The organism is Polynucleobacter ibericus (assembly GCF_018687955.1).
GTDB lineage: Bacteria > Pseudomonadota > Gammaproteobacteria > Burkholderiales > Burkholderiaceae > Polynucleobacter > Polynucleobacter ibericus.
On sequence record NZ_CP061309.1, the window covers coordinates 1,607,850 to 1,625,381 of the forward strand.

A 17,532-nucleotide genomic window follows, 5' to 3' on the forward strand; every position below is an offset into this window, starting at 1 on the left:
GTGTGTTCGATATTGACAATATAGATTAGGAACTTAACGCGCCCGATAATAATTTTGAAGTGATATCCACAATAGGAATGACTCTGTCGTAAGCCATGCGAGTTGGCCCAATGACACCAAGTGTTCCTACTATTTGACCGTCTACGCTATACGGAGCGCTAATGACCGCTAGATCTTCATAGGGTAATAAGTCACTCTCACCGCCAATAAATATTTGAATGCCGTCAGCATGACTCGATACATCGAGTAGCTGCATCAGAACGGATTTTTGCTCCAACATATCAAACATCTTGCGCAACTTATCCAAGTTGGAACTTAAATCTCCAACATTCAGCAAACGTCGCTCACCCGAGAGCACCATATCGCCACGACCCATATCGTAATCTGCAACACCGCTCTGCAGTGCTAAAGCCATCAACCCAGAAATATCCGCGCGTAAATTATCGAGATCAGATTTCAAATGCATACGTACTTGATCGAAACTTTTTCCAGCAAACTGAGCGTTAATAAAATTACCTGCCTCGATTAACTGACTCGGTGTGTAGTCTTGCGTTGTGGGCAAAATGCGGTTTTGCACGTCACCCTCTGGGGTAACCATGATGAGCAAAATCTTGCCTTCACCCAAACGCAAGAACTCAATATGCTTAAAGACCTGGGCTCGCTTGGGTGTCATGACGACCCCGGCGAAATGGGTCAGGTTCGACAAAATTTGGGCTGCCGAGTTCAGTACTCTTTGAGGGGAATCTGGCAACAAGCCTTTTTCAACCTCTCGAGCTGCCATTTCTTCTAATGGGCGAACAGTAACCATGGTGTCCACAAACAGGCGATAACCTCGTGGGGTCGGAATGCGACCCGCAGAAGTGTGGGGGCTGGTCACCAGACCCATATCCTCCAAATCCGCCATCACATTGCGGATAGTGGCCGCAGAGAGGTCCAAACCTGAGAATCTGGATAGCGTACGCGAGCCAATGGGCTGACCCTCCTCGATATATCGCTCGATGAGGGTTTTTAGTAAGGCGCGGGAACGTTCATCCATGGTGGAAGGGATTTTATGCCTATGGTTTAATCGTTATATGTTAAGCCCATCCCCAAATTCCAGCAAAAAGGCATTTAGCCGGGTTGCACTTGTCGGCAAATACCAGGCAGACGGTATCGAGGAGCACCTCAAAGATCTCAGCAAACTCCTAAAGGATCTGGGTTGCGAGGTATTTCTGGAAGCGGCCACAGCCCAACATCTGGGTTTAAAAGACTTTCCCACTAAAACTGTCGAGAATTTTGCAGGGGCAATTGATTTAGTAGTGGTTTTAGGGGGTGACGGAACAATGCTTGGCATTGGTCGCCAACTCGCAGGCAGTAATGTGCCTCTGGTCGGCATCAATATGGGTCGATTAGGCTACATGACAGATATTCCCATTCAGTCAGTACAAGCCATCCTTCCTAAAATTATTGCAGGTGACTACGAAGCGGATACCCGTACCTTGCTTGATGCCGTAGTGCTGCGGGATGGTAAAGAGATCAATCGTGCATTAGCGCTCAATGATGTGGTTGTAAATCGTTCTGGCATTTCCGGAATGGTCGAGTTAGCCGTGCATGTCAATGGTTCGTTTATGTACAACCAACGATCTGACGGCTTGATCGTATCAACCCCTACCGGCTCTACTGCTTACGCACTCTCAGCTGGAGGACCGATTTTGCATCCCCACGTTGCTGGCATTTTGTTAGCGCCCATTGCGCCGCACTCACTCTCTAATAGACCGATTGTCTTGCCACAAGATAGCGTTACAGTGATTGAGGTTGTCAACGGACTTGGAGTAATTGTGAATTTTGATATGCAATCGCAAACCAACTTGCAAAGCGGTGACAAGATTGAAGTACGCCAATCTGACAAAACGATCGCCCTTTTACATCCCAGCAAGCACAGCGACTACAAAACTTTGCGTGAGAAACTGCATTGGAATGAGTATCCATCGACATTTTGATGTCGAGTTTTTTGCTACGCTAATACATGCTTCAGACCATCTCCCTCCGTGACTTTGTCATCGTTGATCAGTTAGAGCTAGATTTTTCTAGCGGCTTTACTGTACTCACTGGAGAAACTGGCGCCGGCAAATCTATTCTGCTTGATGCCCTGGGCTTGGTCTTGGGCGAGCGTGCCGATAGCAGCCAAATACGTGAAGGCAGTAACCGCGCAGAAATTTCTGCACTCTTTCGGATTGAGCCTGAGCTGGTGGAATCGTTTAGCCATTGGCTTGATGCGCAAGGCTTTCCATTGGAAGATGATGGGCAAAGCTTATTACTGAAAAGAACCGTCGAAAGCAGTGGGCGGAGTCGTGCCTTTATCAATGGAAGTGTTGCGACACTGGTGCAGTTACGTGATGCAGGTGATCAACTGGTAGATATTCATGGGCAACATGCGCATCAACTTTTATTAAAAGGGGGAGCACAGCGTGAGCTCCTGGACCGCCATGCTGGCTTACTGCCACTCGCTACAGAAGTAGCGCAAATATTCAAAACTTTAGCGGACTCTCGTCGCCTCCTTCAGCAAGCCGAAAATGCAGGTCAAGATGTTGAACGTGAGCGTGAACGTCTTGAGTGGCAACTCGAAGAATTGACCGAACTTTCACCACAAGAGGGTGAATGGGTAAGCATACAGAGTGAGCATGCCCGCTTAGCGAATGGCGCAAAACTGATTGGTGGTTGCCAGGAGGCAATTGACGTTTTGAGCGATGCTGATAACTCTCTTGAATCCACCCTTTCAAAAGTCTGCTCGACTGTCAGTGCATTGGCTGAACATGACCCAGCGCTAGGCGAAATCAATCAAGCCCTAGAATCGGCCAGTATTCAACTTGACGAAGCTATTCATGGACTGAATCGCTATCTACAAAAAATTGACTTAGACCCCGCCAGGCTTGCCCAAGTAGAAGAGCGCATGCAAGCATTACACAGCACAGCTAAAAAATATCGTGCTGAAGTAGATGAATTGCCAGTATTACTGCAAACCACATCCGAGCGACTAAATGCCTTAACTGCATCCCAAAATATCGAAGTATTACGAGACCAAGTTAAACAGGAAGAGGCTAACTACCTCAAGCTCGCTAAACAACTTTCACAGAAACGTGAAAAAGCAGCAACCGATCTTGGGAACTTAGTAACCGATGCAATGCAAGATTTATCTATGGCAGGTGGTCGCCTAGAGATAGCCTTGACGCCTCTTAGCGAGGGTGGCTCCCATGGTCTCGAGCAAATTGAGTTTTTAGTTGCAGGCCATGCTGGCAGTACCCCACGATCACTTGCCAAAGTAGCCTCTGGCGGTGAATTAGCACGTATTAGCCTAGCAATCAGCGTAATTACGAGTAAAGCCTCGTTTACACCGACACTCATATTTGATGAAGTGGATGCGGGTATTGGTGGCGCTGTGGCTGAAACCGTTGGCAAACTTTTGCATCAATTGGGTCAATCACACCAAATCTTATGTGTAACCCATTTACCTCAGGTAGCAGCTCAAGGTAACCACCACCTTAAGGTAAGCAAGTCACAAACTGGAGACAAGACAGTGTCGCAGGTTCAGATTTTGGGCAGAGCCGAACGAGTTGAAGAGGTAGCACGTATGCTCGGCGGCGCCACAATTACTGACACCACACGTCGTCATGCTCGAGAGTTACTGGAGCAAAACTAAACCATAGCCTCTAATCGATACTAGAAGGCGCCTTAAAGATCTCCAACCAAAGCGCTTGCACGGCAGCTCTTGCTGTAATGAACTCAGGTTGATTTTCTAAATTGATACGGGTTTTTTCTGCACCATCCAGACGTAAACGATGTTGACGAGCTCTCAATAATCGATAAGCACTACCAACCGATTGAGCAGCTTCATGGGTAATTAAACCTACATCGCTAGCAATACGTAACAAGGCAATATTACCTAAATTACCTATGAGTTGTGGATGTTTGTGCGCATATGCCAATACTAAAAATTGCACAATAAATTCAATATCGACCATACCTCCAGCATCATGCTTTAAGTCAAATTCAGTATTGGCATTCGGGTGTCCTGCATGTACCTTGCGACGCATCTCTAGAATCTCAAATCGCAGAAGATTCACATCTCTCTGCTGACTTAATACTTCTGATCGAACCGAGTCAAAAAAAGTTCCTACACTTGAACTACCAGCGGAGAAGCGCGCCCGGGTCAGGGCTTGATGCTCCCATACCCAGGCAGCGTTATCGCCTTCACGCAACTGATATTTTTTAAAGGCCTCAGCATTAGTTACCAAAAATCCAGCAGAGCCATTTGGACGAAGACGTGTGTCAATTTCAAACAAACTACCTGTTGAGGTAAAGGCTGTGAGCCAATTAATCATTCGCTTTGCAAGTAGGGCATAAATTTCTTGCGCAGCATAATCAGACTCATGTGCTTGATATAAAAATACGATATCCAAGTCAGAGGCATAGCCTAATTCTTTGCCACCTAACTTTCCATAAGAAATAACGGCAAAGGGAGGACTTGATTCAGAAGGAAGGTCAAACTTTCTGGCTACGCTAGGCCAAACGCGCTCAAAAGTAGTCTGCAAAATTAAATCTGCCAATGCTGATAAATGGTCACTCACCCGCTCTACTGGCAGCGCTTGCTGTACGCCAATACCCAGATCCGTTAATAAAGTAATAAACGTTTCGTTGTGATGGGTTACGCGCAAAATATCCATCGCCTGCTCAGAGCCGTCGCCATCAGCCATGACATCATCAAGCCGCATATTGAGATTTGATCGTACTTCTTGCCAATATTGTTGAGGGTCTTCAATTAACTCCCTCTCTGATTGAGCGTTTAATAAGTGATCTAATAAATGGGGGTGGCGCGTTAGGTATTGAGCGCCCCACTGGGAGGCTTTGAGCAAGTCCAAAACATTGGATAGGGCCCTAGGGTACTCAACCAAAATGGATAGGTAGGCACTGCGTCTTGCAATTGCCTCAAGTAGATCAAAGAAACGTAATAGCGTTTTATCAGCAAAGATTGACAAAGCTCCTTCAATCTGCAAACTCTCCGCTGCCTTACGCATTAAGTTATCGAATATTAAACGGCTTTTTTCTGGCAACAATTTTTGTTTTGGGCTATCTGTCCATGCCTGCCAACGACTATAGGAATCCGGGAAAATTGTCCGGTCAGGTGCCCAGTCTTGAGCTAATGGAGCAATCTTCAGGCGAGCGCTATCGTCTAGTGAAAATGCCTTCTCGAACAGCTGCGCAACATTATTTTGATGGCGCTCTAGTTCCACCATAAAAGTCTTTACTGAAGTATTTGGCTCTTGCATCGACATTGCTAAACGTGATCGAGCATCGTCATCATCGGGCAAATAGTGTGTTTGCTGATCATCCCATATCTGAATACGGTGCTCTAAGCGCCTTAAGTAAATATAAGCCGCTTGCAAGGATTCCACTTCATGCATGGGCAAGATGCCGCTTTGTTTAATAAGCTCCAAAACTTCCATCGTAGGGCGCAATCTAAAGCGAGGGTCTGTCCCACCTCGCATCAGTTGAAACATTTGGGCTAGAAACTCAATCTCGCGGATACCGCCACGCCCCAACTTAACATCCCGTGAACGTCCTTGATGACCTGTGGACCGCTTTTCTGCTTCAGCCTGAATCTGCGCATGCAAGTCACGAATGGAGGCGATCACACCGTAGTCTAAATGTCGGCGATACACGAAGGGGCGAATGAGTTGATCAAGCTCTTTTTGACAGTGCGCAAAATCTGGAGAGTCTGGTTGAGGTGCAATTAATCGACCTTTAATCCAAGCATAGCGTTCCCACTCCCTACCCTGCACCAATAGATACTCTTCCAACATATCAAGACTGCATACTAAGGGCCCGGAGTCCCCATTGGGACGAAGACGCATATCTACACGAAATACAAATCCATTAGCATCATGCTCAGCCAACAACTTGATCAAACGCTTACCCATCCGCGTAAACCACTCGTGATTAGATAAGCTCTTGGGACCACCAGTCGTCTCGCCCTCATGCTCATACAGAAAAATTAAATCAATGTCTGAAGAGAGATTTAATTCAAGGCCACCTAATTTACCCATCCCAACAACCATGAGAGGCATTTCAGACTGCGTTGACTTGCTCCATGGCAAGCCAAAACGAGTTTTGAGATCTGCACGCGTAAAAGCAATGGCAGCTGAAACGGCAAATTCTGCAAAATGACTAAGCGCGTTCGTAACCTCACAGAGGTCAGCCATACCATTTAAATCCCGAAATGCCACCCACAGCATCAGGCGCTGTCTTGCCATGCGAATATTGGCCATCCATAGAGCCTCATCTTGCTCATCTGCCTGGATGCCTGCACCACAGTCTTCGAGAAGATCTCTGATACCCTGTACATCAACTTTTTTCTGCCCCTGAATACGAAGCCACTCAAGCCATTCGGGGTGAGCGCTTAGCCAACGCCTCGCATAAGTCGAGTGCCGCTCCAAAAAATCGATTTGTCGGGAAAAATCATCCATTCCCCCATCTTAATCCGACCCCAAGACCCAAGCCAGAAGCTTGGCGATCAAGCCAAGGCTGACGGATAATAGGGGTCATGCTGCAAAAGTTCATCCCGCCTCGCCTCAAGAGCGTGCTCACCAAACGTCCTCCAGGTTCGAGTAGGGCCTTGCGTAAGCGCGCCTTGATCCTGGCATGTATTGTTGCGGTCCTTTTTGTGATTGGGCATGTAGGTGTGCGTTTCATCCTTTGGCCGCAAATTGAGAAATCTAAGGCCTCAGTTGAAAAGCTCATCAGCGCTCGAATTGGTGCTGAAGTTTCGATGGAATCCCTGCAGGTTTCATGGACGGGCATTAGACCTAATTTTGAAATTGATGGCTTACGTTTTAACGGCCCAGATAAGTCAAAACCACTCTTATCTATTCAAAAAATTCATGGGCAGCTAAGTTGGGCATCGTTTTATCACTTGGCTCCATATTTTCATGAACTCAATATTGAGAACGCTCAAATTTATGCGCAACGTGATAGCAAGGGTGCGATTAATTTTGCCGGTATCTCTATAGATGGAAATTCAAATAGTTACGCAGCAGAAAATTGGCTCTTTGCACAGAATGAAATTCAGATTAGCAATGTCAAATTATTTTGGGATGATCAACTGAAGAAGAAACCAATTACTACTATAGACATTCAAAGTCTCTCTCTTAGTAATGGTATTCGCAGTCACCAAGGATCGTTAAGTGCCAGCACACCCTGGACTAAGGGCCCCCTCACCTTTGATATTGATTTAGTTCACCATCTCGGCGGCCAGGCTGGTAAATGGCAAGACTGGATTGGGACCATCTCTTGGAATCTAAATGAACTGCAGCTTACTCAAATAGCTAGCGACTTTTCTATCCCCCTAAATACGCTTGAGGGAATCCTAAACTCTAGTGGAAAACTAAAAATTGATAACGGCAAGCCCGATGGTGGAGAAATTTATTTAGCGGCCGATAACCTAACCATTCAGCTTTCCAAAGGTGAAGATGCCATCACTCTTGGAAGACTAGAAACCAACCTAACTCAAGAAACTGATGGTGGGTTGATATCCATTACAACCAAGACATTTGCCTGGCGTGATATCGATAGCCCCAAAACTACTCCACTCGAGAAGTTGAGCCCCATGACCTTCCGCTGGAGACCACCATCTGGAGGCGGAGAAATTAAAGAGTTTGGCTTTTCCTCTCCAAAGATTTTGGTAGAGGACATTGCCTTATTTGCACTTAACCTGCCGCTATCAAAAAAGGTTCACCAATGGATTAAGGCCTCACAAGCAGATGGTGAGCTACAAGATCTAGACATCAAATGGTCAGAAAGTAAGTCACCCCTGTCAGCACTTAATATTCCTGGCGGATGGTTCAAGTCCAATAAACTGGACTTTACTGTCAGTGGAAAAATGATCGACTTAAGTTTTGTTGGCATTAATAAGACGATGCCCTCTGTCTCCAAGCTTTCAGGCTTTCTGACGGCCGATCAAAGCAAGGGAAGTTTCTCCATTAGATCGAATGATCTTACTCTTGAGATAAACGACTTACTTGTCGCTCCTAAAATTCAACTGGATCAAGCCAGCGGTCAAATATCTTGGACAAAACAAAAAGGGAACTGGGTTATCAATGCTAAACAGCTGATGCTGAGCAATCCTGAGATCACAACAACGCTTAACCTAAATTACACTGTTGGCACAGGCAAAAATCCTGACTTCATGTCTCTGGATATGGATTTTGAACAGGCTAATTTAAAAACGGCCTACCGTTATTTGCCAGTTGGGATGGGCGCTGAGGCTAAATCCTATTTGAGCAAAGCTTTTGATGCGGGAACAATTCAAAAGGGGCAACTACATATTAAAGGTGATCCCAATGAAGTGCCATTCTCTAAAGCAGGCTCGGGAGAATTCACGCTCAACCTACCTATCAGTGGCGCAACATTCAGTCCAGTGCCGACCCAACCTACTGCACAAGGCACTTGGTCCGCCTTCAACAAGGTCAATGGTGTTATCAATATGCAAAATGCCAGCTTCACAGTTGACATTGATCAAGCGAGCTACAAACAAGTTGCTCTTAGCAACTTTCATGCAGCAATTCCTAGCGTCAGTGCAAAGCAATTAGTGTTAACAGTTAATGGTGAGGCACAGGGAGAAGCCTCCCAATTGCTTGAATATCTATTTGCCTCGCCCGTTGGGAAAAAACAAGTCGCACTGGAACGAAACCTCAAAATAACTGGACCGATCAACTTGAACCTGGGTCTCAAGGTTCCGCTGTCGGGCAGTGAAGACACTAGTACGGACGTTAAGCTGAGCTTCCCAGGGAATAGAGCTCAATGGGCTGACTTACCACCCTTTGAGAACCTTAAGGGGAAGATTCGCATTACGGAAGTGAATCCAGAATTTGAAGACATCACTGCCAACTTCCTTGGGGGTGATATCAAGATCTCAAGTGCAACAACAAATCAGGGTGGACAAAGCTACAACATCATAGGAGATATTGGGGCTAGCTTTATTAAAAACTACTTCAAAAATGATACGGATGTACAGATCATTCCGATTTTGCAGGCTATGAGTGGTGTAGCTCGATATCAAGGTGTCATCAACTTCAATAAAGGGGCTAGTGAAACAAACTTAAAGATGGATATGCGCAATTGGGCTGTCGCAGCTCCAGCACCGCTCAAAAAAGAGATGGGCGCCCCCCTTTCTGGACAAGTAACTTTGAGGACATTTGAAAAAAATAAATCGAATGCAAGTCGTTTCACATGGGATGGAAAAATTGGTGATAGCTACTATGTACAAGGTGAATTAAATGGTGATGACACCCTTCGCCACTCCATTGGTATTGGGACGCCTGCCGTTACACCTCCGCAAGGCTTTAGCCTAAATCTGGCAAGTAATGAACTGAACTTTGATGATTGGCTAGACTTTTTAAATCGCAACAATCAAAAAAAATCTACGCCTAGTACGAATACCAGCAACGCAAATAATATTCAAGCCTCCGTACAGGTTAAGCAATTAACAATATTTGATCGCATATGGCAGGATGTGAACTTAACAGCAGGTAATAAAAATACAGCTTGGCAAATTCGCTTGAGAGGGTCGCCTCAAATTGCGGGAAGTATTCAGTATCAGCAAGCAAATCAGACTCAAACGAATGGTCTTATTAGCGGTAATCTCGCGCGCCTTAAGATTCCAGAACCAATTTCACTCGTTACCACCTCAACGAAGACAGGACAACAGAACAAATCTAATCAAAATCAGATTGAACCAAGTTTGATCCCAAGTATTGATTTGACAATTGACGACTTTGAATGGAATAAAGCCCGACTTGGTCAGGTCAAAATTCAAACTAAAACCAATGGAAATGCTCTTGAGATTGACACTATTCAATTTAACGATCCACAAGGAAACTCAAGCCTCACTGGGCGCTGGGTTGGATCTACACCAAATTCACCTGCACACACCAACTTAAACATCGCCTTAGATATTAGGAATGCCGGCCAAATCATCGGTCATTGGACAAGTCAGAAATCGATAGAGGGCGGCCAGGGCAAACTCAGCAGCTCCATAGAGTGGGATGGGTCCCCTTTTGGACCAAAATATGACACTCTTTCCGGCAAGGTGGCTTTAAATCTAGAGAAAGGTCGCCTCTTAGAAGTCAACACTAGCGGCGCAAAATTACTTGATGTACTTAGCTTACAAAGTTTATTCAGATTTGCTACCTTAGACCTCCAAGGCAGTCTTGGCAATATTGTCACCAAGGGGACTCCATTTAATTCGATTGAAGCTTCTTTTGATGTTAGTAAGGGTATAGCTCAAACCAAACAGTTCACGATGGGTCTTGATCAAGCTCGAGTTGCTATGAATGGGCAAATTAATATTCCTCAACAAACCCAAGACTTACGCGTCACTATCTTCCCAACGATTGATGCAACCGCAGGGTCTCTAGCTGCCTTTGTAATTAATCCGATTGTTGGGCTTGGTGCATTAGTTGGGCAATACTTAATCACTAGTCAAATTAACCGTAATCTTCAATCGGACTATTTAGTACAGGGGTCTTGGGACAATCCGGAAGTAATCCCCTTGGATCAAAAAGGTCAACCAATCGATGCCAAAACTTTGGAGACAATTCGCAGCAAAGATTTGCTTAAGGAGCAAAGTAAGCCAAGTGGCAATAGCTCCGGACCGCAAAGCAATCCAAGTAATTCTGGCGCACCAAATAAAAATCCAAATTAATACGTTATGAGCACAACAACCAATAGTGCAGAACTCAAGATTGCCTCCGTTCAGATGGTTTCTACTGCAGATTTACAGGAGAACCTCTCTGCGGCGAGAAGACTTATCGCTGCCGCCGCAGCAGATGGCGCACAACTAGTTGTTCTGCCAGAATATTTTTGCCTCATGGGCCTAAAAGATACTGACAAAGTACGTGCCCGAGAGAGTATTGGTAAGGGCCCCATCCAAGAGCAACTTTCAGATATTGCAAAAGCAAACAATCTTTATTTAGTAGCCGGCACTATTCCCCTGGAAGCAAAAGATCCCAGCAAGGTACTCAATACAACCCTGGTATATAATCCTGTTGGCCAACAAATTTCTCGCTACGACAAAATTCATTTGTTTGGCTTTCAAACTACTACTGAGCGCTATCAGGAATCTGAAACGATTGAGGCCGGTAATGAGCCTGGACTCCTCCAAATTTCCGTCGACGGTATTGAGTGGAAATTTGGTTTAAGTATTTGCTATGACTTACGCTTTCCAGAGCTCTATCGTGCCCTAGGGCAAGTGGATTGCCACATCATCCCAGCCGCTTTTACCTACACTACCGGCAAGGATCACTGGGAGATCCTGTTACGCGCCCGTGCCATTGAAAACCAATCCTATGTATTGGCTTCTGCACAAGGCGGTAAACACCAAAATCAACGCCGCACCTGGGGTAACAGCATGCTAATTGATCCTTGGGGGGAGGTTCTAGCCAACCTACCTGAGGGCGAAGGCTTTATTTCTGGGCTCTTGTGCAAAGATAAATTAAACGAGGTACGCTCTAAGTTACCCGCACTTGCACATCGCAAGCTTTAAAGAAAGATTTGCCGAATCACATGAATGCACCAGAAGCACTATTTCCCGCTAATTGGACTAAAGCTAAAAAGCAAGCAGACTTAATTAAGTTAGCGAAGTCCATCTTGCTCGAGCCTACTGGATTATCTGAGCAAGACCTACACCATACATTTGGCAATCTATTTGCTCATCGTCTTGATGATGCAGACCTTTACTTTCAACACACCCGAAGTGAAAGCTGGAGCCTTGAAGAGGGCATTGTTAAATCAGGTAGCTTTAATATTGATCAGGGTGTTGGGGTGCGAGCCATTTATGGCGATAAGACAGCCTTTGCGTACTCAGATGAAATTAATTTAGAAGCGTTAAATAAAGCGGCTAAAGCTACTCGGGTGATTGGGCCTGAGGGCGGTAAACAAGCAGTTGCGAGCAAACTATTTCACCCAGTTTCCAACAAGCTATATTCAGATATCAACCCCTTAGACTCTCTGCAGCCTAAAGAGAAAATTGCACTACTGGAAAGCATTGAACGTCGCGCCAAAGCACGTGATCCGCGCATCATTCAAGTCATGGCGAGTTTAGCCGGTGAATTTGATGTTGTTTTAGTTGTGCGTGCAGATGGGCTATTGGCTGCTGATGTTCGTCCACTAGTTCGCGTTTCAGTTCACGTCATCGCCGAGCAAAATGGTCGTCGTGAGTCTGGATCCTCGGGCGGTGGCGCTCGTCACGACTATCTCTACTTTGATGAAGCAATTATTAATCGCTATGTTGATGAAGCAGTTGATGGCGCACTTGTAAATCTCGAATCCCGCCCTGCGCCCGCAGGTCCAATGACTGTAGTGATGGGACCTGGCTGGCCTGGCGTTCTGTTACATGAGGCCGTTGGTCATGGTCTTGAGGGTGACTTTAATCGCAAGGGTTCCTCTGCTTTTGCTGGTCGTATTGGACAACGGGTTGCCGCCAAGGGCGTCACGGTAGTTGATGACGGCACCTTATCTGGACGAAGGGGCTCTTTAAATATTGATGATGAAGGTACGCCTACACAATGCACCACATTGATTGAGGATGGCATCTTAAAGGGTTACATTCAGGATAGTCTTAATGCGCGCTTGATGAAGATGCCGCTTACTGGCAACGGTCGTCGCGAAAGCTTTGCTTCTCTACCAATGCCACGCATGACAAATACCTATATGTTGGCCGGCAAAGATGATCCCCAAGAGATTGTGGCGAGCATCAAGCGTGGTTTATATGCTGTCAATTTTGGCGGTGGCCAAGTGGATATTACTAGCGGAAAATTTGTCTTTTCCGCTTCCGAAGCCTACTGGGTTGAAAACGGCAAAATCCAGTATCCCGTTAAAGGCGCCACCATTATTGGTAGCGGGCCAGAATCCTTAAAACAGGTATCTATGATCGGGAATGACCTCAAATTAGATGGTGGTGTGGGCGTTTGCGGCAAGGAAGGACAAAGCGTTCCGGTCGGGGTTGGCCAGCCTACTCTAAGGATTGATAGCCTAACTGTGGGCGGAACTGCCTAATATCAGCTAATTACGGCTTAAAATAGTTAGATGAGCCAACAAATTACGAATCCCGCCAATTGGTACTCCACCGTCGACAAGACTTCGGATACTGACGATCAACGCATTGACAAGATTTCTGTTCTGCCACCGCCAGAGCATTTAATTCGCTTCTTTCCAATCTCTGGAACACCAACGGAAGCCCTGATCAGCAAAACCCGTAAAAAGATCCGCGACATTATTCATGGTAAAGATGACCGTTTATTAGTCATCATCGGACCATGCTCTATTCATGACCCAAAAGCAGCATTGGAATACTGTCAACGTCTTCTTGTTGAGCGCGAGCGTTTTGCTGGTGAATTAGAGATTGTGATGCGTGTGTATTTTGAAAAGCCACGCACTACTGTTGGATGGAAGGGCTTGATCAACGACCCTTACCTAGATGAAAGTTATCGCATTGAAGAAGGTCTGCGCCTAGCTCGCCAAGTATTAATGGAAATCAATCGTCTCGGCATGCCAGCTGGTAGCGAGTTCTTGGATGTAATATCTCCGCAATATATTGCTGACCTGATTTCTTGGGGTGCAATTGGTGCTCGCACTACCGAGAGTCAAGTTCATCGTGAACTCGCCTCTGGCTTATCTGCGCCGATCGGATTTAAGAATGGCACCGATGGCAATATCAAAATTGCTACCGATGCGATTCAAGCAGCTGGTCGTCCACACCACTTCTTATCCGTGCATAAGAACGGTCAGGTATCCGTTGTGGAAACTAAAGGTAACAAAGATTGTCACGTTATTTTGCGTGGTGGCAAAGAGCCCAACTACGAAGCACAATTTGTACAGTCAGCCTGCTCCGAGCTAGAAGCAGCCAAGCTTCCAGCCAGTTTGATGGTAGATTTGTCTCACGCTAATTCAAGCAAGAAACATGAGCGTCAAATTGTTGTTGCCGATGATGTGGCAGGGCAGATGGAGTCTGGCTCTCATCAGATTTTTGGGGTGATGATTGAAAGTCACTTAAATGATGGTGCTCAGAAATTCACACCCGGTAAAGATGATCCAAGTAAATTGGAATACGGGCGCAGCATCACTGATGCCTGTATTAACTGGGATGATTCAGTGAAAGTTTTGGAGCGTCTTGCAACTGCCGTTAAAAAACGCCGAAGCCTAAAGAAGAAATAAAGAAATAAGTTCTAAGAACTACAGCAAAAAGAGGCTAATTTATTTAGTCTCTTTTTTTTCGTGCTTCCAAAGTACATCGGATCCACCAGCAGCACGATTCAGAATGCGCGCCAGCACAAACAACAAATCAGATAAACGATTGACGTACTGACGAGGAGAGTCGTATAGAGGCTCTTCCCAGCCTAAGCGGACAATCGAACGTTCCGCTCTGCGACAAACCGTACGGCACACATGAGCTTGTGCAGCAGCGCGAGTACCGCCTGGCAGAATGAATTCGGTCAAAGGCGGCAGCTGTTGATTGTATTTTTCAAGCCAAACATCCAATTGCGCTACATGGGCCGGATTCAGTAGCTTGTAATTTGGGATACAAAGCTCACCACCTAGATCAAATAAGTCGTGCTGCACTTGCAAAAAAAGCTCATGTAATTCAGCAGCAATCTCTGTAGGAATGTCTTCAGTCATCAAAACACCGATTTCTGAGTTCAACTCATCGATATCGCCCATGGCGCAGATCCGCAGATGATCCTTCTCTACGCGACTCCCGTCGCCCAAGCCTGTCATCCCTGCATCGCCTGTTCTAGTGGCGATTTTTGATAGTCGATTTCCCATAAACCTAATTATAGGTAAATGGCTAAAATGATTCTTATGAATATGGTGACCCCACCCCCCGATTTAGCCGCTATTAGCGCCCTTCAGTCGAAATTGGTAGCAGCATTGCGCCCGCTCCTGCCAGAACATGCCCTTTTATGGGAGCCAGAAGACACCATCCCCTATGAATGTGACGGTTTGGCCGCCTATCGACGGATGCCCTTGGCAGTAGCCCTGCCAGAAACTGAGGAACAAGTCGCTCAAATTTTGAAGATTTGCTATGCAATGCAAGTTCCAGTGGTGCCTCGTGGGTCTGGGACTGGCTTATCTGGAGGCGCAATGCCGCTCTCTCAAGGATTGGTTCTATCCCTAGCTAAGCTCAAGAAGATTATTAGTATTGATCCATTCACCCGCACTGCAGTGGTTCAGCCAGGCGTACGTAACCTCGCCATCTCTGAAGCTGTTGCGCATCTTGGTTTGTATTACGCGCCAGATCCCTCTTCACAAATTGCTTGCTCTATTGGTGGCAACGTCAATGAAAACTCCGGTGGTGTGCACTGTCTGAAGTACGGCCTCACTCTACACAATGTTTTGCGTGTTCGCGGAATTCTGATGAATGGTGAGATTGTTGAATTCGGTGGTCTTGCACCCGATGCACCCGGACTCGATTTGTTGGCAATCATGATGGGTAGTGAAGGCATGCTTGCTGTAGTCACTGAGGTTACCATCAAATTGGTTGCGAAACCAAAATTAGCTCGCGTCATCATGGCCAGTTTTGACGACATTGAAAAAGGTGGTAACGCCGTTGCTGCCATCATTGCGGCTGGCATTATTCCCGCTGGACTAGAAATGATGGACAAAGCAACCACTCGCGCCGTCGAAGAGTTTGTACATGCAGGCTACGACCTTGATGCTGCCGCTATTTTGCTCTGTGAATCTGATGGTACACCAGAAGAAGTTGCTGAGGAAATTGAGCGCATGACCAAGGTGCTTGAAGAAGCTGGTGCGAGCGGTATTCAGATCTCGAAAGATGAAAGCGAGCGCTTAAAGTTTTGGAGCGGTCGTAAAAATGCTTTCCCAGCAGCCGGTCGCTTAGCGCCTGACTACTACTGTATGGACGGCACCATTCCTCGCCGTCACATTGCTACCCTGCTTAAGCGTATTCAAGGTATGGAAGAGAAATATGGTCTTGGGTGTTTAAACGTATTTCATGCTGGGGATGGGAATATGCATCCACTAATTTTGTTTAATGGCGCCGATCAAGATGAATGGCATCGTGCAGAAGAATTCGGGACTGAAATTTTAGAAGCCTGCGTAGAACTCGGTGGCACCATCACGGGTGAGCACGGCGTTGGTATTGAAAAGATTAACTCAATGTGTGTTCAATTTGGCGAAGGTGAACGCGAATCCTTCTGGGGTGTTAAGAGCGCCTTTGATCCAGAGAAACTACTCAATCCAGATAAGGCCATTCCAACTTTAAATCGTTGTGCGGAATATGGACGCATGCGTATTAGCGGTGGTCAACTACCCCACCCCGAATTGGAGCGCTTCTAATGAGTCACTCCAATCCACACATCGACGCATTTTGCGAACAAATTCTGAACGCAGCCAAGAGCAATACTAAACTTTCCATCGAAGGTGGTGGTACAAAGTCTTGGTATGGGAATCCAAATAACCATGCCAAGCTTGATACACGCACTTACTCAGGTATCTTGGAATATCAACCAGAGGAACTCGTGATTACAGCTTGTGCTGGTACACCACTTAAAGAAATTGAAGCAGCGCTCAAAGAAAAAAATCAGGTGCTCGCTTTTGAACCTCCCCATTTTGGCGATAGTGCAACGTTTGGTGGGGCGATTGCCGCTGGCCTAGCTGGTCCCGGTCGCATCACGGTTGGTAATTTTCGCGACTTTGTTTTGGGTGCGCGCATTATCGATGGCAGAGGACAAGATCTTTCCTTTGGCGGCAAGGTCATGAAAAACGTTGCAGGATATGACGTCTCTCGTTTACTCCCGGGCTCTTTAGGAACGCTTGCGCTCTTACTAGAAGCCTCAGTTAAAGTATTGCCAAAGCCTGCTGCTACAGCCACCCTACGTTGCCAGATCTCTCAAGAGAAAGCTTTGAAGATCCTCAATGAATGGGCAGGCCAGCCACTTCCCTTATCTGCAAGTTGCTGGATAGGCTCAGCCAAAGGTGGTGATGGCGAGTTAACCTTCCGTCTTGCAGGCGCAGCAGCAGCCGTGAAAGCTGCTATTCCTCTGATGAGCTCACTAGTCATGGCAGCCGAGATCAACGAAGAAAATGCAGAACAGTTTTGGCATGATTTGCGCGAACAGAAACTGCCTGCGTTTACTAATCTTGGCGCTGATCAAACACTATATCGCTTGGCACTACCAGCAGCATGCGGACCACTGAACATTACTGGCGCAGATGATGAAATCGTTCTGGAATGGCATGGTCAACAACGCTGGATTAAGGCGCCAGGTGATGAAGCAACTTTCAAAACCATTAAAGCATTGGCAAACTCCCAAGGTGGACATGCAACCCGCTTTAGACAGGGTGCAAGCGTAGACCCTAGCTTTCAACGCTTTACTTTGCTTTCAGAGCAAGCCCACTCCCAAGCCCTTGAGGCAGTGCAAGAGCGCCTCAGATCGGCATTTGATCCTGTAGGTGTATTCGCTACTAAACGTCTTCCATAAG

Annotated in this window: 11 protein-coding genes; 8 read left to right on the forward strand and 3 right to left on the reverse strand. The window is 46.3% G+C overall.

The window, feature by feature from the left end; genetic code table 11:
- Positions 1-25: 25 nt before the first annotated feature.
- On the reverse strand, positions 26-1,036 hold the full coding sequence (gene hrcA, locus AOC20_RS08200) for a heat-inducible transcriptional repressor HrcA (protein WP_215360140.1): 1,011 nt from the start codon (positions 1,034-1,036) through the stop codon (positions 26-28).
- A gap of 37 nt (positions 1,037-1,073) precedes the next feature.
- Here hrcA and AOC20_RS08205 point away from each other — a divergent pair, with 37 nt between their 5' ends.
- Together AOC20_RS08205 and recN are read left to right on the forward strand one after the other, a co-directional pair.
- Positions 1,074-1,979, forward strand: coding sequence for an NAD kinase (locus tag AOC20_RS08205; RefSeq protein WP_215360142.1), 906 nt, complete (start codon positions 1,074-1,076; stop codon positions 1,977-1,979).
- A gap of 26 nt (positions 1,980-2,005) precedes the next feature.
- The gene (gene recN / locus AOC20_RS08210; protein ID WP_215360144.1) at positions 2,006-3,676 is read left to right on the forward strand and encodes a DNA repair protein RecN; all 1,671 of its coding nucleotides are present in this window, start codon (positions 2,006-2,008) and stop codon (positions 3,674-3,676) included.
- A 10-nt stretch (positions 3,677-3,686) separates the two neighbouring features.
- Here the strand turns inward: recN and glnE are convergent, their stop codons facing one another.
- Complete coding sequence (gene glnE / locus AOC20_RS08215) at positions 3,687-6,500, reverse strand: bifunctional [glutamate--ammonia ligase]-adenylyl-L-tyrosine phosphorylase/[glutamate--ammonia-ligase] adenylyltransferase (protein ID WP_215360146.1); 2,814 nt, start codon at positions 6,498-6,500, stop codon at positions 3,687-3,689.
- A gap of 77 nt (positions 6,501-6,577) precedes the next feature.
- On the opposite strand from glnE, the gene AOC20_RS08220 reads away from it, so the two are divergent.
- The 4 genes from AOC20_RS08220 to AOC20_RS08235 are packed head-to-tail and all read left to right on the forward strand — an operon-like array spanning position 6,578 to position 14,244.
- Positions 6,578-10,735, forward strand: coding sequence for a YhdP family protein (locus AOC20_RS08220; RefSeq protein ID WP_215360148.1), 4,158 nt, complete (start codon positions 6,578-6,580; stop codon positions 10,733-10,735).
- 6 nt (positions 10,736-10,741) lie between these two features.
- Complete coding sequence (locus tag AOC20_RS08225) at positions 10,742-11,575, forward strand: carbon-nitrogen hydrolase family protein (RefSeq protein WP_215360150.1); 834 nt, start codon at positions 10,742-10,744, stop codon at positions 11,573-11,575.
- Positions 11,576-11,595: 20 nt separating this feature from the next.
- A complete protein-coding gene (gene tldD, locus AOC20_RS08230) occupies positions 11,596-13,086 on the forward strand; it encodes a metalloprotease TldD (RefSeq protein ID WP_251373083.1) in 1,491 nt (496 codons plus the stop codon).
- Positions 13,087-13,116: 30 nt separating this feature from the next.
- Positions 13,117-14,244: a 3-deoxy-7-phosphoheptulonate synthase gene (locus tag AOC20_RS08235; protein WP_251373084.1), complete on the forward strand. Its 1,128-nt coding sequence runs from the start codon at positions 13,117-13,119 to the stop codon at positions 14,242-14,244.
- 39 nt (positions 14,245-14,283) lie between these two features.
- Here AOC20_RS08235 and AOC20_RS08240 read toward each other — a convergent pair whose 3' ends face one another.
- The gene (locus AOC20_RS08240) at positions 14,284-14,853 is read right to left on the reverse strand and encodes a cob(I)yrinic acid a,c-diamide adenosyltransferase (RefSeq protein ID WP_215360152.1); all 570 of its coding nucleotides are present in this window, start codon (positions 14,851-14,853) and stop codon (positions 14,284-14,286) included.
- A gap of 42 nt (positions 14,854-14,895) precedes the next feature.
- Between AOC20_RS08240 and AOC20_RS08245 the strand changes: the two genes are divergently transcribed.
- Entirely contained in the window at positions 14,896-16,386 is a 1,491-nt protein-coding gene (locus tag AOC20_RS08245) for an FAD-linked oxidase C-terminal domain-containing protein (protein WP_215362280.1), read from the forward strand.
- Entirely contained in the window at positions 16,386-17,531 is a 1,146-nt protein-coding gene (gene glcE / locus AOC20_RS08250) for a glycolate oxidase subunit GlcE (protein WP_215360154.1), read from the forward strand. Before AOC20_RS08245 ends, glcE begins: the two co-directional genes overlap by 1 nt.
- Position 17,532: the final 1 nt, after the last annotated feature.